This window comes from Cellvibrio sp. BR (genome assembly GCF_000263355.1).
Classification (GTDB): domain Bacteria; phylum Pseudomonadota; class Gammaproteobacteria; order Pseudomonadales; family Cellvibrionaceae; genus Cellvibrio.
In genome coordinates this window covers 905,248-928,213 of sequence record NZ_JH668201.1, presented here as the reverse complement: position 1 = coordinate 928,213, position 22,966 = coordinate 905,248, and the positions used below count along the sequence as shown (strand labels likewise).

23 protein-coding genes are annotated in these 22,966 nt (G+C 47.1%); 14 read left to right on the top strand and 9 right to left on the bottom strand.

The features are described from left to right. Window positions 1–35 precede the first annotated feature (35 nt). From O59_RS09220 to O59_RS09210, 3 genes are all read left to right on the top strand, one after another. Entirely contained in the window at window positions 36–2,048 is a 2,013-nt protein-coding gene (locus O59_RS09220; protein ID WP_040391806.1) for a methyl-accepting chemotaxis protein, read from the top strand. A gap of 51 nt (window positions 2,049–2,099) precedes the next feature. Continuing rightward, a complete protein-coding gene (locus O59_RS09215; RefSeq protein WP_007641873.1) occupies window positions 2,100–2,324 on the top strand; it encodes a DUF2835 domain-containing protein in 225 nt (74 codons plus the stop codon). Window positions 2,325–2,412: 88 nt separating this feature from the next. Beyond that, the gene (locus O59_RS09210; RefSeq protein ID WP_007641872.1) at window positions 2,413–3,441 is read left to right on the top strand and encodes a quinone-dependent dihydroorotate dehydrogenase; all 1,029 of its coding nucleotides are present in this window, start codon (window positions 2,413–2,415) and stop codon (window positions 3,439–3,441) included. A 149-nt stretch (window positions 3,442–3,590) separates the two neighbouring features. Here O59_RS09210 and rmf read toward each other — a convergent pair whose 3' ends face one another. Then, window positions 3,591–3,815 (bottom strand): ribosome modulation factor, encoded by a 225-nt coding sequence (gene rmf / locus O59_RS09205; protein WP_007641871.1) that lies wholly within the window; start codon window positions 3,813–3,815, stop codon window positions 3,591–3,593. Between the two features lie 282 nt (window positions 3,816–4,097). Here rmf and rlmKL point away from each other — a divergent pair, with 282 nt between their 5' ends. The 4 genes from rlmKL to O59_RS09185 are packed head-to-tail and all read left to right on the top strand — an operon-like array spanning window position 4,098 to window position 8,871. Further along, entirely contained in the window at window positions 4,098–6,356 is a 2,259-nt protein-coding gene (rlmKL, locus tag O59_RS09200; RefSeq protein WP_040391804.1) for a bifunctional 23S rRNA (guanine(2069)-N(7))-methyltransferase RlmK/23S rRNA (guanine(2445)-N(2))-methyltransferase RlmL, read from the top strand. Window positions 6,357–6,377: 21 nt separating this feature from the next. Continuing rightward, a complete protein-coding gene (locus O59_RS09195) occupies window positions 6,378–7,205 on the top strand; it encodes a hypothetical protein (RefSeq protein WP_040391802.1) in 828 nt (275 codons plus the stop codon). A gap of 56 nt (window positions 7,206–7,261) precedes the next feature. Further along, window positions 7,262–8,269 carry a protein-methionine-sulfoxide reductase catalytic subunit MsrP gene (msrP, locus tag O59_RS09190; RefSeq protein ID WP_007641868.1) on the top strand — a complete coding sequence of 336 codons (1,008 nt, stop codon included), beginning with the start codon at window positions 7,262–7,264 and terminating at the stop codon, window positions 8,267–8,269. An 11-nt stretch (window positions 8,270–8,280) separates the two neighbouring features. After that, entirely contained in the window at window positions 8,281–8,871 is a 591-nt protein-coding gene (locus tag O59_RS09185) for a sulfite oxidase heme-binding subunit YedZ (protein ID WP_040392082.1), read from the top strand. 45 nt (window positions 8,872–8,916) lie between these two features. On the opposite strand, the gene O59_RS09180 is transcribed toward O59_RS09185, so the two are convergent. From O59_RS09180 to earP, 3 genes are all read right to left on the bottom strand, one after another. Then, window positions 8,917–9,684 carry a hypothetical protein gene (locus O59_RS09180; protein WP_007641859.1) on the bottom strand — a complete coding sequence of 256 codons (768 nt, stop codon included), beginning with the start codon at window positions 9,682–9,684 and terminating at the stop codon, window positions 8,917–8,919. A gap of 150 nt (window positions 9,685–9,834) precedes the next feature. Next, the gene (gene efp, locus O59_RS09175; protein ID WP_007641857.1) at window positions 9,835–10,395 is read right to left on the bottom strand and encodes an elongation factor P; all 561 of its coding nucleotides are present in this window, start codon (window positions 10,393–10,395) and stop codon (window positions 9,835–9,837) included. 142 nt (window positions 10,396–10,537) lie between these two features. Next, window positions 10,538–11,677 (bottom strand): elongation factor P maturation arginine rhamnosyltransferase EarP, encoded by a 1,140-nt coding sequence (gene earP, locus O59_RS09170; RefSeq protein ID WP_007641855.1) that lies wholly within the window; start codon window positions 11,675–11,677, stop codon window positions 10,538–10,540. A 94-nt stretch (window positions 11,678–11,771) separates the two neighbouring features. Here earP and O59_RS21390 point away from each other — a divergent pair, with 94 nt between their 5' ends. From O59_RS21390 to O59_RS09155, 4 genes are read left to right on the top strand one after another with little or no spacing between them, the layout of a single operon-like run. Next, the gene (locus tag O59_RS21390) at window positions 11,772–11,927 is read left to right on the top strand and encodes a DUF2256 domain-containing protein (protein ID WP_007641854.1); all 156 of its coding nucleotides are present in this window, start codon (window positions 11,772–11,774) and stop codon (window positions 11,925–11,927) included. After that, window positions 11,924–13,525 carry a cryptochrome/photolyase family protein gene (locus O59_RS09165; RefSeq protein WP_007641853.1) on the top strand — a complete coding sequence of 534 codons (1,602 nt, stop codon included), beginning with the start codon at window positions 11,924–11,926 and terminating at the stop codon, window positions 13,523–13,525. Before O59_RS21390 ends, O59_RS09165 begins: the two co-directional genes overlap by 4 nt. A gap of 33 nt (window positions 13,526–13,558) precedes the next feature. Further along, the gene (locus O59_RS09160) at window positions 13,559–14,104 is read left to right on the top strand and encodes a DUF2058 domain-containing protein (RefSeq protein WP_007641851.1); all 546 of its coding nucleotides are present in this window, start codon (window positions 13,559–13,561) and stop codon (window positions 14,102–14,104) included. Between the two features lie 5 nt (window positions 14,105–14,109). Continuing rightward, a complete protein-coding gene (locus tag O59_RS09155; RefSeq protein ID WP_007641849.1) occupies window positions 14,110–14,355 on the top strand; it encodes a hypothetical protein in 246 nt (81 codons plus the stop codon). A 75-nt stretch (window positions 14,356–14,430) separates the two neighbouring features. On the opposite strand, the gene O59_RS09150 is transcribed toward O59_RS09155, so the two are convergent. After that, a complete protein-coding gene (locus tag O59_RS09150; protein WP_040392080.1) occupies window positions 14,431–16,260 on the bottom strand; it encodes an ABC transporter ATP-binding protein in 1,830 nt (609 codons plus the stop codon). A 209-nt stretch (window positions 16,261–16,469) separates the two neighbouring features. Here O59_RS09150 and O59_RS09145 point away from each other — a divergent pair, with 209 nt between their 5' ends. After that, a complete protein-coding gene (locus O59_RS09145; RefSeq protein ID WP_040391801.1) occupies window positions 16,470–16,859 on the top strand; it encodes a hypothetical protein in 390 nt (129 codons plus the stop codon). 16 nt (window positions 16,860–16,875) lie between these two features. Beyond that, complete coding sequence (locus O59_RS09140; protein ID WP_040391800.1) at window positions 16,876–17,400, top strand: hypothetical protein; 525 nt, start codon at window positions 16,876–16,878, stop codon at window positions 17,398–17,400. 137 nt (window positions 17,401–17,537) lie between these two features. Here the strand turns inward: O59_RS09140 and O59_RS09135 are convergent, their stop codons facing one another. Continuing rightward, the gene (locus O59_RS09135) at window positions 17,538–18,566 is read right to left on the bottom strand and encodes a hypothetical protein (protein ID WP_007641843.1); all 1,029 of its coding nucleotides are present in this window, start codon (window positions 18,564–18,566) and stop codon (window positions 17,538–17,540) included. A 22-nt stretch (window positions 18,567–18,588) separates the two neighbouring features. Next, window positions 18,589–19,845, bottom strand: coding sequence for a hypothetical protein (locus O59_RS09130; protein WP_040392079.1), 1,257 nt, complete (start codon window positions 19,843–19,845; stop codon window positions 18,589–18,591). A 453-nt stretch (window positions 19,846–20,298) separates the two neighbouring features. Between O59_RS09130 and O59_RS09125 the strand changes: the two genes are divergently transcribed. Beyond that, on the top strand, window positions 20,299–21,294 hold the full coding sequence (locus O59_RS09125; protein ID WP_157152518.1) for an acetylating acetaldehyde dehydrogenase: 996 nt from the start codon (window positions 20,299–20,301) through the stop codon (window positions 21,292–21,294). Window positions 21,295–21,343: 49 nt separating this feature from the next. Here the strand turns inward: O59_RS09125 and O59_RS09120 are convergent, their stop codons facing one another. Next, the gene (locus O59_RS09120) at window positions 21,344–22,195 is read right to left on the bottom strand and encodes a pirin family protein (protein ID WP_007641840.1); all 852 of its coding nucleotides are present in this window, start codon (window positions 22,193–22,195) and stop codon (window positions 21,344–21,346) included. Window positions 22,196–22,231: 36 nt separating this feature from the next. After that, window positions 22,232–22,831 (bottom strand): FMN-dependent NADH-azoreductase, encoded by a 600-nt coding sequence (locus O59_RS09115; protein WP_040391799.1) that lies wholly within the window; start codon window positions 22,829–22,831, stop codon window positions 22,232–22,234. Window positions 22,832–22,966: the final 135 nt, after the last annotated feature.

The following is a 22,966-nucleotide window of genomic DNA, read 5'->3' as shown; positions in this document are numbered from 1 at the left end:
TTTATTTTATTGTTAACTGTTATCAGGGAATAGCTATGTCCAGTCTCTTTGCGCCAGCCGTTCAGCTGGCAAATAAAATGTCTTTCTCCAGCAAATTGCTCACCATTGTACTTATTTTTCTGTTGCCATTTGTGTGGTTGTTAAGCCAGCAATGGTTGCAAAATAATCGTACGGTTGCGGCGGCGGTGCGCACCCAAACCGGTGTGGAATTGATACTCGCGGTAAAACCTATCGCTCTTGGGTTGGCGCAACATCGCGGCCTCATGGCGCAGTATCTGGCAGGAGCAAGCGATAAAGCACCAGCTCTGCAGCAGCTTGAGCAAAAGCTGGATCAGGACTTTGCATTGGTAATCAAGCGTATTGATGAAACTACTGCATTTAATTCTGCATTATCAGAAATAGAGCAATCCTGGCGCGCACTAAAATTGGCGGCTATCGAGAAAGATGCTGCAAAAAGTTTTATCGGGCACACGCAGTTAGTCGCGCGCGTGCAAGCTGATATTAAATTACTGGTGGATTATTTTGATATTGAACTGCAATCCACGCGCGACAATTATTACCTCTCGCAATTAACCCTGTTTCAAATTCCTGAACTCCAGGAATTGCTCGGGCAGTTGCGGGGGCGTGGTGCCGGTGCCTTGACCGATCAGGTAATTACATCTGAGGAACGCGCAACATTGGTTGGGTTGCATTTTGGCGTAAAGAGAGCATTGACCAGTTTTGAGCAGCAAATCCAGTTGTTAAATCAGGATCAAACCCTCGCCAATTATTTTTCAACATCAGTCGATAAATTCAATAAATCCGCTGCTCTTTTTGATTCTATGCTGCTACAAGATGCGCTCGCACCTGCATCGCCCGTTGTCACTAATAGCGTGTTTTTTGCGCAGGCAACAACAGTGATTGATGCGCTGGCCGCAGTGGACGTGCTTGCCAGCGAGCAGTTGATGCGCAGTGCAACAACTGCACGTGCACAAGCTGCCGATACGCGGCTACTGCTGTTAGCAGTAGCCTTGGGGAGCGTGATTCTGGGGTGCTATGTTGCGATGGGAATTCTCGCTGCACTCAATGCCAGCGTGCACTCCGTAAACAACCTGACACAATCGCTCAAAAACGGTAATTTTTCTGAGACCTTGCAGGTGAGCAGCAAGGATGTCATCGGTGAAGTTGCTGATAATCTGGCCGCGATGGTGAATCAGGTATCGCGCTTGATCAATAATATCCAAGGGTCGGCAGATCAAGTTAATAAATTATCGGTTGAGCTACAAGCCGTAACAGACGTCACTAAAGGTGAGTTGGATCAGCAGAATAACCAGACCCAACAGTCTGCGTCGGCGGCCACTGAAATGGCGGCTACTGTGCGCGAAGTGGCCCGCACCTGCGTGGAGGCCAGCTCCGCTACCGATATTGCACGCGACACGGCAATTGAAGGGCGCGCACGCGTGAATGAGGCTATAGCGGTCATCAACCGTTTGGGAAGTGATGTGGGTGAAGCCAAAACAATCATCACTGAATTGCAACGCGATGTGGCGGACATCAGTGCGGTGCTGGAGGTAATTCGCAGTATTGCCGAGCAGACGAATTTGCTTGCACTGAATGCGGCGATAGAAGCAGCGCGCGCAGGTGAGCAGGGTAGAGGGTTTGCAGTGGTGGCCGATGAGGTGCGTTCGCTGGCAAAACGTACCCAGGATTCAACGGCGGAAATCCGCGCTGTGATTGAGAAATTACAGCAGCGTGCGGGTAAAGCGGTGGATATTATTTTGCAGAGTTTTGACGGCGCCCAGAGTTCGGTGCAAAGTGCCGCCAGTGCCGGTGAGTCGCTGCAACAAATAGTGCACAGTGTGGAAATGTTGCGCGATTTAAATACCCAAATCGCTACCGCTGCCGAACAACAAGCGGCAGTGGCAGAACAAATGTCGCGCAGTACCCGTGAGTTGGGCGATTCGTCGGAAAATATATTGGATCAGGTGCAGAAAACCCTCGGTTACAGTTTGAATCTGCGTCAGGGGGCGGATCGTCTATTGGAAAATACCCTGCAATTTAAAATCTGATTAGAATGGCTTTTCGTTTTGTCGTATTTGTTTTTTTGTTGTGGGGTTTTCTTGAAAAGTATTGTAGTCAGCTTGGCTATTTCAGCCGAAGAATTTCAGCGCTTGTATGAAGGCAGCGCCAAAACCGTTTTTGCCCAGAGTATAGATGGCCGCAGTATTCGTTTTCCGGCGGGTATTTTGCGGCCGTTTGTGTTGCACAATGGGGTGCGCGGCACATTTCAAATTAATTTTGATGAGGATAATCGCTTTCAATCCATCCAGCGCCTGGGTGGATAAACTCAAGGTTTGGGGTGATTTGGGGGCTGTAATCCAGTATCCTTGCGCCCTGTTTTGACTCCCTTTATTGATCTGCCAAGAGCCTGCCATGTATCAGCATATTCGCGATGTATTATTCCGCTTCGACGCCGAAACCTCCCATGAACTCAGCCTGGATATGCTCGGCGCCGCTGAGCGCTTGCGTCTCTTGAGTCTGTTTACCAGCAAGGTGCCTAGCAACCCGGTGCAGGTTATGGGGCTAAGCTTTGACAACCCGGTTGGGCTTGCCGCAGGCTTGGATAAAAATGGTGATTATTTTAATGCGCTTGGCGCCTTAGGTTTTGGTTTTGTGGAGATTGGCACTATTACTCCGCGCCCGCAGCCCGGCAATCCGCAACCGCGTTTGTTTCGCATTCCTGAAGCCCAAGCGATTATTAATCGCATGGGGTTTAACAATAAGGGTGTTGACCACTTGGTCGCGCAGGTTAAAAAACGCCGTTATAACGGGATCCTCGGCATTAACATCGGTAAAAATGCGGTAACGCCCGTTGAAAATGCGGTAGATGATTATTTGACCTGCCTGCGTAAAGTCTATGACTACGCTGATTACATCACTGTGAATATTTCGTCACCCAATACTCCCGGTCTACGCAACTTGCAATTTGGCGACTCGCTGTCGCAATTGTTAGCGCCACTCAAAACGGAACAGACCGCCTTGCACAAGGCAACCGGTCGCTATGTACCTATCGCGGTAAAAATCGCCCCGGATATGGATGAAGGCGAAATCCACCAAGTTGCTGGTATTCTGTTGCAAGAAGGTATGGATGGCGTTATCGCTACTAATACCACCATCACCCGCGTGGGTGTGGAAGAGTATGAAAATGGCAATGAGGCCGGTGGTCTGAGTGGTTTGCCTGTGCGCGATAAGAGCACTTATGTGATCAAAACCCTCAATGCTTGCCTGGGCGGGAAGTTGCCAATTATTGGCGTAGGCGGGATTTTGGATGGCGCGAGTGCCGCCGATAAAATCCGCGCTGGAGCCAGCCTGGTACAAATTTACAGTGGATTTATTTACGAAGGCCCTGCGCTGATTGCACGCGCCGCGCAAGGGATCGCCAGTTATCAAAAAGGTCTGTAAGTTGGTAGGGCTGGTCAAACTGCTGTGTTATAAATCGACAATTAATGCCCTGAATAGAACAAAGCCCGCAGTAGCGGGCTTATTCATTTAACATGATTGGGTAAAAAATTTGTAGGACTGTGTTCGATGCCAATAAGGCGAGTTAAACATTAGCCACTCATGGCCATGGGTTGAATGTTGTTAACCTTTTGAACCTGTGCCAAACGGCTGTAGCCATCCCATTGATCAATGCGCGACTCGCGCCAGCCATTTAGCCATTGTTGGCGAGCTTGGCCTGTTTCATGGGGGCAAAGACTTTTTGAACGCCCATCAATACCTGCTTGATACCCTTTTACAAATGCGCGTTCTGTTTGGTCACGTTTTTGACGTTTCATCAGTTATAGCACCTCTAAGTTGTGGATTATCGATAGGTTTTAGTTATCGACGAAAGCGGTGTTGCGGTCTTTCACTTGCCGGTCTGACTGGTTCTTGGATTCTCCTTAGCGTTAACAGGTTGGGTGAGTACACCAGATTTAACCTGCGTCGTGAACGATTAAATTTTTATACATAGGCCGTTCTATATGGCATATCGGCCTAGCAAATGTATTTGACAACTTAATGACAAACACCTTTGTTTAGTCAGGTGTGGTTCAGAAAAGTTCATATTGGAAACATTAATGACATATCAATATTTCGCTACCTGCCCCAAAGGGCTGGAAGGCTTGCTCTATACCGAGCTGCAAACCCTTGGCGCAGAAGACCTGCGCGAGACGGTTGCGGGCATCTATTTTTCTGGCGATATAGAGCTGGCGTACCGGGTCTGCCTCTGGTCGCGTTTGGCCAATAAGGTGTTACTACCGCTTGCAAGTTTCGAGGCCAATAGTCAGGAAGAACTCTATGACGGTGTACGTGAGTTGCGCTGGGAGGAGCATTTAAGCCCGAGTGGTAGCCTGTTAGTGGATTTTATTGGCACTAACGATGCGATCCGTAATACCCAGTTTGGCGCGGTAAAAGTAAAAGATGCGATTGTCGATTGTCTGCGCGATTTCAGCGGCGAGCGCCCCTCCGTCGCCAAACGCGACCCGGATTTGCGGGTAAATGTGCGTCTATCCAAGAGCAAAGTAATTGTCAGTATCGATTTGTCGGGCGACAGTCTGCATCGCCGCGGTTACCGCATTAAACAGGGCAGTGCGCCTATGAAGGAAAATCTGGCAGCGGGTATTTTGATTCGCGCCGGTTGGCCAGAGATTGCCGCGCAAGGTGGTGCGCTGCTGGACCCTATGTGTGGCTCTGGAACAATTTTGATTGAAGCGGCGTTAATAGCAGCGGATATTGCGCCCGGCTTGTTGCGCGGCAGTTTTGGTTTTGAGCGCTGGTTGAATCATCGCAATGACATTTGGCTGGCGTTGCGCGATGAAGCGTTCGAGCGCAAAAAAATCGGCCTCGCGCGTGAAAATTTACCGGAAATTCGCGGCTATGACGCCGATATAAAAGTGATTCGCGCGGCAGAAGAAAATATTGTCAGCGCCGAGTTGGATCACTGGTTGCGTGTGAGCCGCAAAGAATTGGCCGATTTTGTTAAACCGACGCACAATAAAACAATGGAATTTGGTTTGGTGCTTAGCAACCCGCCTTACGGTGAGCGCTTGGGTGAAATTGAATCGCTAAAATTATTGTATGCCCACTTGGGCGAGCGGTTGCGCAATGAATTCCAAGGTTGGCGTGCGGGTGTGTTTACCGGTAACCCGGAACTGGGCAAACAAATGGGTTTGCGCGCCGATAAAAAATACAAATTCTTTAATGGCACCATCCCCAGCGAACTGTTGATGTTTAGCATCAGCAGCGAGGCGTTTGTGCAAAGCCGTGTTGAACAGGATGCGCGTTTTAGTAAAGATGATACAGAGCGCAAAGAAGCAGAACAGCGCGTCAAAATCGAAAACAAAAAAGAGCAAGCTGCTGCCTTGTCTAATGGCGCGCAGATGCTGGTAAATCGCCTGCAAAAAAACCTCAAACAATTGGAAAAGTGGGCGAAGAAAAACGATATCAGTTGCTACCGTTTATACGATGCAGATATGCCGGAATATTCGGCTGCCATTGATATTTATCGCGGTCAAACCCAGTCCTATCATGCTCCGCAACTTTACGCCCATGTACAGGAATACGCGGCGCCCAAATCGGTCGATGAAGATCGCGCCGCACAGCGTTTTGCTGAAATTGAAATGGCCGTACCATTTGTGCTGGATATTCCCGCCGCAAATATCAGCTACAAACAACGCCGCCGCAATAAGGGCACCAGTCAGTACGAAAAAATCAGTGAGCGCCCGACAGGTGATGTGTTTAGTGTGCAGGAAGGGCAGGCCAAACTGCACATCAATATGTGGCAGTATTTGGATACCGGTTTGTTCCTCGATCATCGCCCTGTGCGTTTGATGATTGCGAATATGGCTAAAGACAAACGTTTCCTGAACCTGTTTTGCTACACCGCAACCGCAAGTGTACACGCCGCCATGGCGGGCGCGCGTTATACCGTGAGTGTGGATATGTCTAACACTTACTTGAATTGGGCGCGTAAGAATTATGCGTTAAATGGTTTGAGTGAATCGCGCAACCGTTTGGAGCAGGCAGATTGTTTACAGTGGCTGGAAGATAACGATCAGCAATTTGATTTGATTCTGCTCGACCCGCCCAGCTTTTCCAACTCAAAACGGATGGAAGATGTGTTGGACGTGCAGCGCGATCATGTGGGTATGATCAACAATGCCATGCGTTCACTTGCAGAGGGCGGTACGCTGATTTTCTCTAACAATCTGCGCAGTTTTAAATTGGATGCCGATGCGCTCAGCGGTTTCACTATTAAGGATATCAGCGCACAAACGATTGATGAGGATTTTAAACGCAACCCTAAAATCCACCAATGTTGGTTGATTACGCATTAATAGATAAAAAGGTGAATGCCCATGCGTCATTATTGTTTCAGTATCATTTTTTTATGGTTACTGACTAGTGGCGCCAAGGCGGACACCTTTTGTTTTGCCTCGGCCGAAACCTATTACGAGCAAGTCTATTGTCAGTTGCAAGCCAAAGCACAACTTAAAAATTTACCGCCGTTTCATCAATTTAAAAAGAATAACGAACAGGTTCAGTTTTCGCTGTTAAAACGCCCGGCAGAACGCAATGCAATCAAGTTACCCGCACCGGTAAAAAAATTATCCCCAGCGCTATTGCCTGCCAATCTAGCCCCAACCCTTGCGCCTACTTCCGTTCGTTCTTCTATCGGTGAACCACGTGTTGTTTCTGCACGTAATAATTTGATCGAATCAAGCCCTATGAATTCGTCAGCGTGTGAATTACAAGGGCGTCACATTCGCTGTGTTGACACCAACTACGAACTATTAGGGAATAAAGCCAATCACCGTCTCGCGGCTGGTGCGCTAGACGCCTATAACACTATGGCGTTGCCGAACGTGAAAGGTAGTTCAGTGACGCTAGCGGCGAGCTACGAAAAATACATCGACAAAATGTGTGAAATTGGCCTGTGTGCGGTGACCATGACTTATCGAAAGTTCGCCTATCTTTATCAAGATTTACAAACCAAAGGATTGGATTTCGCGCAACGTTTTGAAACTATGTTTGGCTTTCTTAAGAAAGATAAGGCAGCGATGGCCGTCAGCGAGTCAGTTAGTGTACCTCCGGCGTTGAGCATCACAGACTGTGACACCTTGGGTGATCGCTATTTTGTGTGCGACCACAACGGCAGAAATTATGTTTTTGCGCTGCTCAAGTAACAAATGTGTCTGCCGTGAGTCTATAGAGCAAATCCTTCCGCATTACCGAGGTCAATATGATTATCAAGCGACCAAGCGATATCCCATCTTCCGAAATTACCCCTGAAGCAATCTATAACGCGCGCCGCGATTTTATGCGCGGTGCGATGAGTGTTGCTGCACTGGGTGTTGGTGTGGCCGCCGCGCCGGGTATTTTAGCGGCACCTGGTCAGGTGACTGAGGCAGAAGTAAAAGGGCCTGATTGGCTAAAACAACAAATCGCTGAGGCAAGTTCGAATAAGGAAGTTATCCCTGATGCGCTTACGCCTTACGAGCACATTACTGGTTACAACAATTTTTATGAATACGGCTACGAAAAAACGGATCCCGCCGCAAAAGCCCATGTGTTAACAACAAATCCCTGGACAGTTGAAATAGCGGGTGAGGTTGGCAAGCCCGGCACCTTTGCACTGGAAGATTTATTAAAAGGTATTGCACTGGAAGAGCGGGTTTATCGCTTGCGCTGTGTCGAGGCATGGTCAATGGTGGTGCCCTGGGTGGGTTTTTCACTGGCCGATTTAATTAAGCGCGCTGAGCCAACCAGTAAAGCAAAATATGTGGCGTTCACCACGCTTGAGCGTCCCTCAGAAATGCCCGGGCAAAAAAGCCGTTTTAGCACCATCGATTGGCCATACCGCGAAGGTTTACGCATGGATGAAGCCATGCACCCCTTAACCACCTTGGCGGTGGGTTTGTATGGCAAGGTGTTGCCTAATCAAAACGGTGCGCCGCTGCGTTTGGTAGTGCCGTGGAAATATGGTTTCAAATACATCAAATCCATTGTGAAAATCGAGTTCACCGAAAAGCAACCTAAAACCACCTGGAGTATGCTCGCGCCTGATGAGTACGGTTTTTACGCTAACGTAAACCCTTCAGTGAGTCATCCACGCTGGAGTCAAGCGGAAGAGCGACGTTTGCCGAGCGGTTTATTGCGCCCGAACATTATTCCTACGCAATTGTTTAATGGTTACGCGGAGCAGGTGGCGCATCTGTATAAAGATATGGATTTGCGTAAATTTTATTGAGAGTGATTGTTATGCCTGTATTGTGGCGACGAGTTCTGATTTTTTTCCTCTCATTGATTCCACTGGTATTTATTGTTTATAAAACACTGACAAATCAGCTGGGTGCAGATCCAGCTAAAACCATTGTGTTGTTTACGGGTGAGTGGACAATCTATTTTTTGTTTATCACCCTTGCCGTAACACCGCTGCGGCGTTTTATCAATTTCAAAAGTTTTCACTTCCGCTGGTTGCAACCCCATCGGCGTATGTTGGGCCAATTTACACTTTTTTATGCCGTTTTGCATGTACTTGCTTTTCTGGTTTTTATTTTAGGGTTGGACTTTTCTCGCTTCGGAAAAGAATTGGTCGAGCGGCCTTATATTCTGGTTACTATCCCTGCTGTTATTTTGTTGGTTGTGTTGGGAATTACTTCAACTAAATCAATGATGCGACGCTTGGGGAATAACTGGATACGACTGCATAAAAGTATTTACTTAATTGCAATTCTTGCCTGGGTGCATGTGTTTATGCAGGTGCGTTCCAGTTATTTTGAGGCGGTATTATTTGGGGTGATTTTATTGGCGTTGTTGTTGCCTCGACTCTTTTGGGCGCTGCGAAAATAAAAAATTGACCACTATCATCTAAAAATAATTCCGCGTGCACTTGGGCTAATTCAGCAATTTCAAACTTGCCGTGATCGCTTCGTTAGTATCCATACCGGCACCACTGCTGCCGGATGTCGATGAAAGCTTTGCAACCAATAATCGGTTGCCTTGGGTGATATAGGTTTTTTCAACATCAAAATGAAACTCAAATCCGATGACTAGCGCAAAACGACCAGAGCCTTTTCCGGTTGAGCGGCTCGCGAGCGGGGTGCCATTTTCGTCAATCCAGAACTGCAGGTCGGTACGGTATTTTTTGAGATTTTTGCGCTCTTCTTCGCTCAGGTTTTCAAGCGGAATTTGTAGGTGAAGTAAACGCGCGGATTTTCCGTTGTAGATGACGTGTTCTTCCTTCACTAATTGTGCTTTGCTTAAATCGTCTCCGATATCGCGTACGGGGTTGAGTAGTATGCTGATTTCCGAATAGTTGAAACGATTCATCGCTTCGGTTGTGGGGGTTGATGCTTGTGGGTTTTGTTTTTTGGCTTCAGTTTCCCGGTCGATATTGCTGAGTAGTTCCGGTGAATAGCGGATGTGTAACCCCGCTGGGTTTTGTTCTACCGCAAATTGGGCAAGGCCTTCTTTGATATTGTGATCGTCGCCTTCTTTGTTTTGGTTTTTCACGCTGGCAGTCACTTGAGCACTGAACGGTGAATTTTGTTCAAACTTTTTTAGTGCTTGTTGCAGGTCGTGCAAGCTATCGGCATGGGCAGACGAAATTAGTGAGGCGAGGGAAAGGGAAAGTAAAAGTTTGAGTGAAGATATTGTGTGCATGATATTTCCTATTGTTGTTAACACTAAAATCCTGATGTCAGTAAAAACACAAATGGATAGATATTCAACAACAAAAATAGTTCAATACCACACACCAATAAAAATGGCGCCACAAGGGCGCCATTTTTTAACTGCGATACAGCTCTGCGATTAAGCGCGAGACTTGTATTCGCCAGTACGGGTGTCGATGATAATCTTTTGACCGATTTCAACAAACGCCGCCACTTGCAGTTCGGTGCCGTTGTTGAGTTTGGCGGTCTTCATCACTTTACCTGAGGTGTCGCCACGTACTGCAGGTTCGGTGTAAGCCACTTCGCGAGTGATGGCGTTAGGTGGAGTTACGGAGATTACTTTACCGTCGTAGAACACCGCATCACATACGTCTTCCATGCCGTCTTCCATCCAGGGCAACAGGTCGCCCAATTCTTCAGCAGTTACTTCGTATTGATTGAACTCTGGGTCCATAAATACGTACATTGGGTCGGCGTAGTAGGAGTAGGTTACTTCTTTACGATCCAGTTGAATGTCGTCGAATTTGTCGTCTGCACGGTAAACTGTTTCGGTGTTGATGCCGCTCAGCAGGTTTTTCAATTTCATTTTAACTACGGCAGAGTTACGGCCGGATTTGTTGTATTCCGCTTTTTGAACAACCCAGGGTGAGCCGTCGATCATCAGAACGTTGCCTGCGCGGCATTCTTGAGCATTTTTCATGGTAAATCCCAGTTTGCAATGGTTAACGAATAGGAGGGAAGCCTTGGTTCGCAGAGCGCGCGGGCCTTAAGCCCCCAGAGGTCCCGGGTTTGAAATCGGCGCGCTACTATACAGTTCTTTGGTGTTTTTCTGTAGTGCTTTTTTAGCCCGGCATTGCCAGGCAATGGTTGCATAGTTGTTGTGCTAAATCCGGTGTTTCGCTCAGTGCCTGAGTCCAGGTTTTGCAGTGCTCCTGCCATGCGGGCAGCAGGTTTATCAAGGTGATCCAGCTGCTATCGGTATGTCCGGCTTCATTCCAATCGAGCCAGAATTGGGTTATGGCCGACCTGAGCGCCTGATCTTTGGGTACATAGACGGCTAAAAATGCCTGTAATTTGACCAGATGTGCATCGTCATCTTGCACATAGATATGCCATACCACCGGTTTTCCGGCCCACTGGGCGCGGATGAAAGAATCCTCACCCCTGACAAAGTTAATGTCGCAGGCCCAGAGCAACTTGTCGTATTCGGTCTGGGTGAGAAAAGGGATGACTTGCACTGTCAGGCTGCCGGATTGATAAATATCGCCACAGACCAGGGTTTTACCCAAGTGTTGATTAATACTGCTGAGAATTTTCCCTTCCGGTACCAAGCAGTGGATTGGTTGTGATGACTGCTTCCACGCGGCTAGTAAACCACCAATGGCGGGATTCTCGTAAGCAAACAGGGAGATCAGCAGACTGTTGGGTGCTGGGTCTATGTTCATCTGATTAAGCCACTGCGACCGAAAAAATGCATCGCGCTGGCTAAGCAGGTTTTGCTCCCGCAACAAACCGCCAGTAGGCGCACTGAAGCCAGGAAAGAAAAAGGTTTTGCGCAAGCCTGTGGCTGGGTGAACGGAGGCCATGCCATGGCATTCTGCTACCCAAGGCTCAGCGCTCAGGTATTCCAGATTGATCCAAACCGGCGCTTTGCCGCTGGCCTTGAGTTTCGCCATTGTTTGTAGGTAAGTGTCTGGAATATCACAGGCAAAGGCTTCAATTACTACGTCGGCGGGCTGAGTTGATGCATCAAACGCCGCATGCCAGATGCGCACTTCTACACCTTCCAGCTGCTGATGTTCTTGCATATTGGTCTCTGGCCAGATGCGTTTTAGCGATGCAATATCATCCACCCATAAACGTACCTGCTGTTGATGCTCCGCCGCCAACTGGCGCGCCAAGCGCCAGCACACGCCAATATCACCAAAATTGTCGATCACACGGCAAAATATGTCCCAGCGTTTGATGGTGTTGGTTGGCATAGTCAGGTTTACACGAGGATAAATAAGGCGCGAATGATACCAGCAGGCGGCGCTTTCGTATTAGCAAAACGCCCCGGCACGTATAGATGACATTATGAAAAAACAACATTTACCCGAGAAAATCTGCGTTCACTGCCAGCGCCCTTTTAGCTGGCGCAAGAAATGGGAGCGGGTGTGGCAAGAGGTTAAATATTGTTCCAAAGCTTGCGCTAGTTCCGCGCGAAAAACCAAGGATAAAACCAATCAATGACTAAGCCTGCTACAAAAACTGCGCCCACAAGCGACAACCCCCCTGCAAATATTCGCCGCTTGTGTGTGATTTTGGGCGACCAACTCAATTGCGATAGTGCGTTGTTTGATGATTTTGATCCCGGACAAGATCTGTTGTGGATGGCAGAAGTGCAGGGCGAAAGTACCCATGTTCCCTCCAATAAACAGCGCAGTGTGATGTTTCTGGCGGCCATGCGACACTTTGCACAAATCCTACGCGATGAAAAATTGCCGCTGCATTACATTTCGCTGGATGAGCTTTGCCTACGCGATTTTTCCGCTGCGCTTGCAGCAACGCTGGCGCACTATCAGCCTGCACAACTGCGTTTGGTGTTGCCGGGGGATCATCGGGTGCTGCAAGCCTTCCGGCGCTTTTGCACCGAACACCATCTGCCGTTGGAGCTGCTGGCGGATAATCATTTCATCGCCCAACCCGGCGAATTTACCGCTTGGCAAAAAGGTAAAAAACAGTGGCGTATGGAATATTGGTATCGCCAATTGCGCAAGCGCACCGGCATTTTAATGCGCGGTGATCAGCCCGAAGGCGGCGAGTGGAATTACGATAAAGACAATCGCGGGTCCTTTTCGGCGCAAGGCCCTGGCTTGCTGGATGCCGCATTAGTATTTCCGGCTGATGCCGTGACCCAGAGTGCCATCGCGACAATTGAGCGATTCTTCCCCACTAATCCTGGTAATTTAATCAGTTTTGGCTGGCCGGTTAATCGCAACCAGGCGCTGCAATTGTTGGACTTTTTTATCGACAAAAATCTGCCGCTGTTTGGTGAATATCAGGATGCCATGTGGACTAACGAACCCTGGCTCTACCACTCGCGCTTATCGGCGGCACTTAATCTCAAACTGCTCTCGCCTCTGGAGGTGATCACCGCCGCCGAGCGCGCCTATCAAAAAGGAGCTGTGCCTTTAAATGCCGTGGAGGGTTTTATTCGTCAGATTCTCGGCTGGCGCGAGTACGTGCGCGGACTTTATTGGAGCTTGATGCCGCAGTGGCAAACCATGAATGCGCTGGACGCCCAGCACAACCTACCGGATTTTTACTGGACCGGTGCGGTGGACATGAACTGCTTGGCGCAGAGCATCAAACAAGTATTGGATCACGGCTATGGGCACCACATCCAGCGGTTAATGGTGACCGGTTTATTTGCCCAGCTGTGGCAGGTGCAACCGCAGCAAATTCACGCTTGGTATCTCGCTATGTATGTGGATGCGGTGGAATGGGTGGAATTGCCCAATGTATTGGGGATGAGCCAGTACGCCGATGGTGGCATAATGGCGTCCAAGCCCTACATTGCCACTGGTCGCTACATTGCCAAAATGAGCAATTACTGCGATGGCTGTGTTTACCAGCCCGATGCTGCTGAAACGGAAAATGCTTGCCCCTTTACCACGCTGTACTGGGAATTTCTCGCCAAACATCGCGAAAAATTCGTCAAGCATCCGCGCCTCGCGTTACAGGTAAAACACCTGGACGCGCAGAGCGATGAAAAACGCCGTGCGATTGCCAAACGTGCTGCGTGGGTGAGGGCGCATTACCCGGCAAATGCCTATCCAACAACTTAATTCAACAACTTAATTTTTTGAGCAGAATTTATTATGGCCTCCTTGCAAGACCAACTATTAAAAGCCGGTTTGATTGATGCCAAAAAAGCCAAACAGGCCAACAAAGAGAAACGCAAAGAAACCAATGTGGCGCGCCGCTCCAGCGAAGAAGTGATAGATGAAGTAAAACAATCGGCCGAGCAGGCGCGGTTGGAAAAAATCGAGCGCGACCGCGAATTAAATCGCCAGCGCGATTTGGAGTTGCAACAAAAAGCCATTGCTGCGCAAATTAAACAGCTGATCGAAAATCATCGCCAATCTAAAGGTGCGGGTAATGGCGATGTGGAGTACAACTTTACCGATGGTAAGCTCATCAAGAAAATGCGGGTATCGCCTTTGGTGCTGGAGCAAATTGCGCGGGGTTTATTAGCGGTAGTGAAATTGGGTGAAGGTTACGAGCTGGTGCCGCGTATCGTTGCTGACAAAATAGCACAGCGCGATGATAAATTTGTGGTGGTTGCCAATACCAAGCAAGACAATAAAGTGGATGAAGATGATCCCTATAAAGACTACGTCATTCCTGACGATTTGATGTGGTAAGGGCTATGTGGAATCCCATCCGCATGGTGCTGCATAGTAAATCGCCGCGCGGTATAAAAATAATTGCGTTAAGTTTGATGTTGGTGCTGGCAAGTGCAGCGCCGATCATGCTGTACAGTTTGTTTGGCCCTGATGATGGTGGCCCGGTATTTTTGGGTTGGTTATTTGCGGTGGGTGCGGTATTAGCCCACGTGGGTTTTTTGATTGGAATTTTGTTGGTGATATGGGATTTACATTTCGCCAAGAAGTAGCTGTGTGTGTAAGTAGGGCGGGTTCGCGCAGCAACCCGCCACATTTATCACAATGAAAATGATTTCAAAAACGTGCTAGAACTCTCCCAGGAATCCGCCTGACTGATGTGCCCACAAATGCGCATACACACCGCCTAATGCAATCAATTCATTGTGGGTTCCCTGTTCAATAATTTGGCCTTTATCCAACACGATTAAACGATCCAGCGCCGCGATGGTGGATAAACGGTGCGCGATTGCGATTACAGTCTTGCCTTGCATTAGCGTGGTTAAATTGGTTTGGATGGCGGCTTCCACCTCGGAGTCGAGTGCTGATGTAGCTTCATCCATAATCAAAATGGGTGCGTTTTTAATGAGCACCCGCGCTATAGCAATGCGCTGGCGCTGCCCACCTGATAGTTTTACACCGCGCTCGCCCACATGGGCGTCATAGCCGGTGCGGCCTTCGTTATCGCTGAGACCCATAATAAAATCATGCGCTTCCGCTTGCTGTGCTGCTTGAACCATTTCTGCTTCGGTAGCGTCTGGTTTACCGTAGAGCAGGTTGTCGCGAATAGAGCGGTGCAGGAGCGAGGTGTCCTGCGTCACCATACCAATTTGTGCGCGTAAACTTTCTTGTTTCACGTCGGCGATATTTTGTTGGTCGATTAATATGCTGCCGCTGTCCACATCGTAAAACCGCAGCAATAAATTCACCAGAGTGGATTTGCCCGCGCCGGAGCGACCAACCAGGCCAATTTTTTCACCGGCATTAATGTGCAGGTTAAAGTTATTCAGCAAACCTTCGTGTTTGCCGTAGTTAAAGTTTACCGATTTAAAGTCAATTGCACTGTGTTGGATAAGTAACGGCTTGGCATTGGGTTTGTCCTGCACTTCGCGGGGAATGGACAAGGTGTTTAAGCCATCGCGCGCGGTGCCAATGTTTTCAAATAGTGCAGACACTTCCCACATAATCCATTGCGCCATACCGTTTAAACGCAATACCAAACCAATGGCCGCAGCAATGGCTCCGGTTGTAATCGCTGCGTTTGACCATAGCCAAAGCGAGGTGGCAGCAATGGAGAAAATAAGGATCACACTAATAACCCATACGCTGGTGCCGAGTAGGGTGGCAAGGCGCATTTGTGGGTGAACTGTTGTTAAAAAATATTCCATGCCTTTTTTGGCGTAATCGGCCTCGCGATTGGAGTGGGAGAATAATTTCACCGTAGAAATATTGGTATAGGTATCCACCAGGCGGCCTGTCATATCCGAGCGTGCATGGGCTTGCGCAGTAGAAATTTGAGAGAGGCGTGGCAAAAAGTAATAGAGCAGGCCACAGTACACAAAAAACCAAACAATTAAGGGGAGCGCTAGGCGCCAATCCAGCGAAAAGGCTAATACCAGAATGCTGCTGAAGTACACCATTACATAAAGCAGTACATCCAGTAGCTTCATAATAGTTTCGCGTACTGCCAGCGCCGTTTGCATCACTTTGGTCGCTACACGGCCCGCAAATTCATTTTGATAAAACTGATAGCTCTGTCCCAGCAGGTAGCGGTGTGCTTGCCAGCGAATGCGCATGGGAAAATTGCCCAGCAAAGTTTGGTGCATGATTAATGAGTGCATTAATACTGAAACGGGTAAACCGATTAACAGGATAACCGCCATCCAGATTAATTCCTGCCGGGATTCCGCCCAAAAAACAGCCGGTGTGTGCTGATTAAGCGAATCCACTAAATTGCCAAGAAAGCCGAACAGCGAGACTTCTAAAATCGCAATGAGGCCGGTAAATACGGCCATGGCAATCAAATAAAATTCCGCGCCCCGGCTATAGTGCCGGCAAAATGCATAGAGCGTTTTGGGTGGGCTAGTGGGTTCTTGCGGAGGGAAGGGCTTTATCAGGCTTTCAAAAAAACGAAACATAATGCAATCGCCGGTAATAAATAAGAAGGGCTGACTAAAAACTGAGCCGCTATTGTAACAGCTCAAACTGCAGACTTCGTGTAACCAAGTGTTAATTTGCGGTGCTACACTGTCGTCCACTAAATAGAGGGGGCTATTCCTGTCAGGTGTTATGTCGGGTTTGGACCTTCGCTGTCGTTATACATCAGTCATTGTGCGAGTGAGCTTTTATGAGAAATACATTAACGGTATTTGGGGCAGGTTGTTTGGGTGGGTTGGTCATGTGTGTGGTTATGTGGCTATTTAGTTATTACGGCATTACCCAATCGTTAAATGTACGGCTTGCAGGTTCTCTCTCCCCGCATTGGATGTACCCACGCATTGTATGGGGTGGTTTGTGGGGGTTTTTGTTTTTGTTGCCGATTTATGCGAGCAGTATATTTGCGCGTAGCTTCGTGATTGCCTTGATTCCTACCCTGATCACACTCTTTGTGTTTTTTCCCTTTTATGAAGGGAAGGGGGTGGCAGGTTTGTCATTGGGTATTCTTACCCCATTTTTAGTATTCTTTTTCTTTTGGATTTGGTCGCTGACCGCCGCCATTAGCTTGCGTGTTTCTTGATAAGGCGGTAAACACAATGAAATGTATAACTCAGTTTCTCAGTGTTTTTTTAATAGTATTGGTGGCGATGTCAAGCCATGCGCAATTGTTGCCCGACAACAATAACCTGAATGTGCAATCGGTTAATCGCTGGATGAAAAGCAACCGCGATATGGCACCACTGATACAGGCTATTGATGCTCGCCACCTCACTCCAGAATCATTTAAAACATTTGAAGCTCTCTCTTCGATAGAGCAGGATCAGTACATTGAATTGGTGCTGCGTGAGGAGAATTTGTTGGGGCAGGCTGATAGCATAGTTCGACAGTACGGTTGGAAATCAGTGGGTGAATATATGCGGTTAAGCACCAAGTTAGGTAATGCAATTGCCGCTTACTTTTTGTTTGGCGATTTGGGTAAAGTGACGGAAGATCAAGCCAAGCAATTAAAAGAAAAAGCTGACCCTGCTGTATTGGCAGTTCCACAGGCGGATATTGATTTTATTCGCCGCAATGAAAAAACTTTACAGCAATATATTCAGGCGTATGGCGCCGGGCGATGATTGTTGCTGCCGAGTATAAAAAAGGCGGGCACCTGAGTGCCCGCCTTTTTTATTGCTCGTGTATTTTTCTTTTTATTATTTATTGGCTGTTATTTATTGATTGTTAATGGTTGTTGGGTTTTATTGTTTTTATCTACTTAGCGTGAACCGCCGCTTATACTTAAATACACCAGAGTTTGGTTTAACAATTGATAGGCAACTTCACCGAAGGTAATCGGGCCAGTTAAATCCCGGGTCTTTTTTCCCTCCAGTTCCGAGTAAAGATAGTTCAGAATACAGTTGCAGGAAAATGAAATTCCCTCACTGGCAGATGCCGATAATTCTTTGTTAAAACTTTCAATGTAATTATCCACCGGCTTGGCAAAACGATAGCTAATATCTGCAAACACCGGTGCATAAAGCTCAACTTTATTATTTGCTTCATCAACCTGTTGGATACTGACATTTACCATCACGCCGGAATAATTTGCTACCAGTGGTAGGCGAGTATCAATTTTTGCATGCTTGATGTAATCGGCTAAATTTGCTGGCTCACCGTTGATGGTGCAATCAGTAGCGCTAAAACCGGTATGTTTGAATTTGATTTCAGGGCCGTTACCCTGGGTAAACAGATTGACAATATTAATGTTGGCAAGTTGATTAACCGGCAATGGAATATGCATTGCAACCGCTTGCTGATCAAAGAGCATGCCACGCGCCGGGCCAAACCCTACCTTTGCGTTACGGCTGCCAATATCGTCCAGGTGCACGCCCGAAATCCAACCAATAATGGGTGAAAAATACATATTGGTGTAGTCCGGTGAATTTTGTGCGTAGGCTAAATGTATTTCTGACATAGCTGGCAATATCACAATGGTGAAGCCATGCTCCGGCGCCTCTTGTGCTATGCGTGAGATGGAATTGCCATCACAAAGGGTAATGCGCGGCGCGTTAGAGGACTGCACACCGTCTATGGTATGCACAAACATATTGTTGCGATCTGCAGTGCCACCCTCTGCGGTCATGAAGTAAGGAATAGTCCCTGCAATCCAATTGCCCGAAGGAAGATCAGTCAATACTGATTCATCTGCTGCAATAACCAAATACTCCCCTTTGTTAATTTTTTCGATAAGTTGCACGCGGTCGATAAGCTCGCTGCGAATACTGATGTCGGCCTCTTGTGCCATATCTATCTCCTTGGGAATCGAATTAATGTGCGTGGCTATTATTTATGACCATGCGCAATTCTTGTTGCATGAAGCGCTGGTTGTGTTTGATGAAATCCCTTACGCGGCGCGCAGCCGTTAATTCAACGACCGGGTCAGGGTTCATCAGCAACTGGGAGCGAAGATTAGCCAGCAATAATTTGTAAGCTATGTGTGAGCTGGGAATAAACGTGTCGTCTTTAAGAATTCGTTGCCAAATACCACTGTTTTCATCCGGTAGCGTAAACTGATTTTCCTCAGGTGCATTCATGAGTTGATTCATTAATATCAACTCTTTTTTCAATGTTCTTGCATTCTTACGAAAGAATTCCCGCAATGAATTAAGTGCTGTAATACGATTATTATTATCATCCATATGGGTGAACGCGTGTCGCAGCCGAACCAAAAATAGATTCAATGGCATGTTTGTGGATTTTAGATCTACCTTTCCGCTTACCAACTTCATCCAAATGCTATTTTTTAGTGAAGGCAAAACCAATTTTGTAGTTGTTGTTTGTCTTTCATCTATGGTGTGTTTTTTATTGGATAGCGCGCATATTTGCCCAACTTCGGATTCCAAGTGATTTATATGCGCAATAAAAAACTTGCGCAGTTCATTCACTGCATCGTTTATTTGAACATGGGTATTGGGGTCGATAATACTTAGCTTTAATTTTGATAGCATTAGTCGCAGCGGAAAGGACTGGGTTTTTAGGTGAAATTTATCGTGGACCATGTTTTCCCAAATGGGATCTACTTCGGTGGGTAAAACTATTGCCATACGATAGGATTCTGGTGTTTTCTCTATATCCGATAGCACTTCATCAACCAATGATGGTTCAATCAGCAGCATTTGTGAAATTGCTTCAGCAGCCAAACCTCGGGTATGAGCTAGCGCAATTTGTTGCCGCAGCTGATGACTATAGTTCCGGTTGGCATCCCCCAAAAATCCAGGTTGTAACAGGCTATCTCTACTTACACCCAAGGTTGTAATAGTGGGATCAAAGTAAGCAGAGTTAATTTGGCAGCTGTATTGTCCTAGCCGGGTATGTGTCCAACGCTTAACATTATTGGTATGTTGAATTTTTTGTGATGTTGTTTCACTGGGCTTTGCAAAGAAAGAAAACTTTGATTTTTCCAGCTGATAGGCAATATCGATTTTAATTATTTTATTCTTCTCATCAATACTTACGTCCTGTATCGACCATGGCGCATTAATTCCCAGAATGGTCTCGAAATAATACTTGGGCTGTTTTACCACTTGATTCTCCTTTGGTTCGTAATTGTCAAAAAACATATTTCACTTCGACAATACCTCAGGTCAAAGTACAGGTGCGAATGCAGTGCTAAGGCTATCTTGAATTCGTTATTAATATTGTGGCTTCACTCTTTATCAGTGGGCGCGCGATTATGAACATTTGCAGAGTGTGATGATAGGTTTTTAGCGCGGGATAAAAAAATTGTGGCATCTAAATTGGTGTTCTAATTTATTTTATGATTTTGATGCTGTTTCTATTAAGTATTTTTCAAATTGTAATATTTATATTCGTAGCTCTATTTTATTTTTCTATATTTACTTTTTAAATTAATGCGAGATGGTTCGCGAAAATTAATCCTTGATGTTCTCAACATGACGCTATTGTGGAATCTTTGCTGCGCTTTAGTGGTCGCCGATAGTTGGTCGGTTAATGCAATAATTCTTAAGGATTTGATTATGCAGTTTATTACATCATTATTAAAAGGCGATTTTTTTACGGGTGGAAAAGCTGCCGTCGCTAAACCGAGTGGCCGGTTGCGGGTAGGTATTTTGGGAACAGGTAAGATCGGGACAGATTTACTGATAAAAGTTCAGCGATCACCCTATATGGAATGCGTAATATTTGCGGGCAGAAATTTACAATCGGCAGGAATGCAACATGCAGTTAAGTTAGGTGTACCTGTCTCCGATAAAGGTGTTAGGGTTTTTTCTGATCAGTCTTGCCGCTGTGATATTGTTTTTGATGCCACATCAGCCGCACACCATATAGAGCACGCACAAATTTTTGATCAGTTGGGAATATTTGCTATCGACTTAACGCCGTCTCAAATAGGTGAGTGCTGTGTGCCTGCGTTGGGTATTAGTGAAGCGTTGGAAAATAAAAATATCAGTATGATTTCCTGTGGCGGCCAATCATCCATTCCTCTTGCCTATGTGCTAGCCAGCTTGATTCCCAATATTAGTCGCCTCAGCCTGAAGTCTGTTGTCTCTCCTGATTCTATCGGCCCTGGTACTCTTGCCAATATCGATGAGTATTATCGCAATACCCGCGCTGGTTTATATAAATACACTGGTATTAACACGATTGATATTGAGTTGATCAGTGACGAAGCGCATACGCAAAAACCTATGTTAAATACCTTGTGTGCCTATGCGGATGCGATTGATATGGTCGCTTTGCGTTGTGCATTGTTGGACATGGAAAAAATAGTGCAGGCCTATGTGCCCGGATATAAATTGCAGTCCGAACCCATAAGCATTGATGGTGGTGTGCAAATCGTTTTGACTGTGGAGGGCGTTGGCGACTATTTGCCAACCTATGCAGGTAATTTGGATATCATTAATTGTGCGGCAATAGCCGTGGCGGAACATTATGCGCAAGCCAGGTTAGCTGCGCATCAAGAGAGGCCACTGGGGCGCCGCCGTTATCAAACCATGGTTTTAGATTATTAATTTGCTGTATCGATAGCGACTGCAATGGCCTATCGATACATTATTTCATTCAACTAGCCAGGGTTCCCGCGCGATAATCCTGAATAGCTTGTTCAATTTCATCCGTAGTATTCATCACAAACGGGCCGTACTGCACAATCGGCTCTTTGATGGGTTTACCTGAAATCACCAAAAAGCGGGTGTCTGCGCCGAGTGCTTGTACTTTCAGTTCATCCCCTTTGCTTAACAGACCTGCATTGCCTTGGGTGAGCTTACGTCTATCTTCACCGATTGCAACATCGCCTTCATACACGTAGATGAAAGTATTGTGCTCGCTTGGAATGGCATGATTGAACTCTGCATGCTGGGGTAGATGTACATCCCAATAAATTGCTTCAGTGCTTAACCCTTGAATGGGGCCGCTGACAATTTTGTCATTGATCACTGCTGTGTTGGCGATCACCTTGATGCGTCCGCCACCCGGTAAGTTTGCTTGTGGAATATCGGCGGCCGGAATATCACGGTAGTGTGCTGGTTTCATTTTTTCCGCAGCGGGTAAATTCAACCAGAGCTGAAAACCGCGCATCAAGCCATGTTCCTGCTGTGGCATTTCGGAGTGGATAATGCCGCGCCCGGCGGTCATCCATTGCACATCACCGCTGCGTAAATGGCCTCTGTTGCCCATGTGGTCTTCATGCAACATGTGGCCCTCAAGCATGTAGGTCACTGTCTCAAATCCGCGGTGTGGATGAGCAGGAAACCCGGCGATGTAATCATCTGCACTGCTGCTACCAAATTCATCGAGCATCAGGAAGGGATCAAAGCGCGCATGTTGATGCTGCCCAAGGCTGCGTTTAATGCGAACACCAGCACCATCACTGGTCTCGCGCCCTTGAAGGATTTGTTGTAACTGGCGTTGCATAATATTTTCCTCGTTAAGGTTAGGCGGGAGGGCGGCTTAAGCCGCAACCTCTTCGCTAATTGCTGCTTTAGCGGCGCTAAAGGCTTGATCTTTTTGGCCCATGTTCAGACCCTCTGCATAAATGAAACGTACATCTTTTAGCCCTACAAAGCTCAGGAAGTTGTTCAGGAACTGGCTTTGGGTATCGCTGGGCAGACCTTGATGAACTCCACCGCGAGCAGCAATGATGTAAACAGGTTTGTCATTTAACAGGCCAACGGGGCCGGTTTCGGTGTACTTGAAGGTGACGCCCGCACGAGCTATGTGGTCGAAGTAGGCTTTCAGCGTTGAAGGCACACCAAAATTATAGAGTGGTACACCAATCACAATCACATCTGCCGCTTGAATCTCGGCAATAATTTTGTCCGAGTAGTCGACGACTGCTTGTTGTTCTGTCGTGCGGTCTGCTTCAGGGGTAAAGAGTGCCTGTACCCGAGTTGCATCCAGATGGGGAATAGTTTCCTTGGCGAAATCGCGCAGGATTACCTCACCAGTTGGATTTAGGGCTTTCCAGCGTTGTACAAATTCTTGGGAAAGTTGGCTGGAGTTACCATTCTCGCCGAACAAACTGCTATTGATCTGTAAAAGAGTTGCCATGTCATATTCCTCGTTGGGGTGGCTTAATTGCCATGTATCCATTTAATGATTTGACGAGCGAATGATAAATAGCGATATTTGGTTGCTTATGATCTAATTATTTAATCAATTTGATGGCATTGGAGTGGGAGCGTC

Coding starts and splice junctions, on each gene's coding strand:
- O59_RS09220 (WP_040391806.1), top strand. CDS start 36: ATGTCCAGTCTCTTTGCGCCAGCCGTTCAGCTGGCAAATAAAATGTCT.
- O59_RS09210 (WP_007641872.1), top strand. CDS start 2,413: ATGTATCAGCATATTCGCGATGTATTATTCCGCTTCGACGCCGAAACC.
- rmf (WP_007641871.1), bottom strand. CDS start 3,815: ATGAAACGTCAAAAACGTGACCAAACAGAACGCGCATTTGTAAAAGGG.
- rlmKL (WP_040391804.1), top strand. CDS start 4,098: ATGACATATCAATATTTCGCTACCTGCCCCAAAGGGCTGGAAGGCTTG.
- O59_RS09195 (WP_040391802.1), top strand. CDS start 6,378: ATGCGTCATTATTGTTTCAGTATCATTTTTTTATGGTTACTGACTAGT.
- msrP (WP_007641868.1), top strand. CDS start 7,262: ATGATTATCAAGCGACCAAGCGATATCCCATCTTCCGAAATTACCCCT.
- O59_RS09185 (WP_040392082.1), top strand. CDS start 8,281: ATGCCTGTATTGTGGCGACGAGTTCTGATTTTTTTCCTCTCATTGATT.
- O59_RS09180 (WP_007641859.1), bottom strand. CDS start 9,684: ATGCACACAATATCTTCACTCAAACTTTTACTTTCCCTTTCCCTCGCC.
- efp (WP_007641857.1), bottom strand. CDS start 10,395: ATGAAAAATGCTCAAGAATGCCGCGCAGGCAACGTTCTGATGATCGAC.
- earP (WP_007641855.1), bottom strand. CDS start 11,677: ATGCCAACCAACACCATCAAACGCTGGGACATATTTTGCCGTGTGATC.
- O59_RS21390 (WP_007641854.1), top strand. CDS start 11,772: ATGAAAAAACAACATTTACCCGAGAAAATCTGCGTTCACTGCCAGCGC.
- O59_RS09165 (WP_007641853.1), top strand. CDS start 11,924: ATGACTAAGCCTGCTACAAAAACTGCGCCCACAAGCGACAACCCCCCT.
- O59_RS09160 (WP_007641851.1), top strand. CDS start 13,559: ATGGCCTCCTTGCAAGACCAACTATTAAAAGCCGGTTTGATTGATGCC.
- O59_RS09155 (WP_007641849.1), top strand. CDS start 14,110: ATGTGGAATCCCATCCGCATGGTGCTGCATAGTAAATCGCCGCGCGGT.
- O59_RS09150 (WP_040392080.1), bottom strand. CDS start 16,260: ATGTTTCGTTTTTTTGAAAGCCTGATAAAGCCCTTCCCTCCGCAAGAA.
- O59_RS09145 (WP_040391801.1), top strand. CDS start 16,470: ATGAGAAATACATTAACGGTATTTGGGGCAGGTTGTTTGGGTGGGTTG.
- O59_RS09140 (WP_040391800.1), top strand. CDS start 16,876: ATGAAATGTATAACTCAGTTTCTCAGTGTTTTTTTAATAGTATTGGTG.
- O59_RS09135 (WP_007641843.1), bottom strand. CDS start 18,566: ATGGCACAAGAGGCCGACATCAGTATTCGCAGCGAGCTTATCGACCGC.
- O59_RS09125 (WP_157152518.1), top strand. CDS start 20,299: ATGCAGTTTATTACATCATTATTAAAAGGCGATTTTTTTACGGGTGGA.
- O59_RS09120 (WP_007641840.1), bottom strand. CDS start 22,195: ATGCAACGCCAGTTACAACAAATCCTTCAAGGGCGCGAGACCAGTGAT.
- O59_RS09115 (WP_040391799.1), bottom strand. CDS start 22,831: ATGGCAACTCTTTTACAGATCAATAGCAGTTTGTTCGGCGAGAATGGT.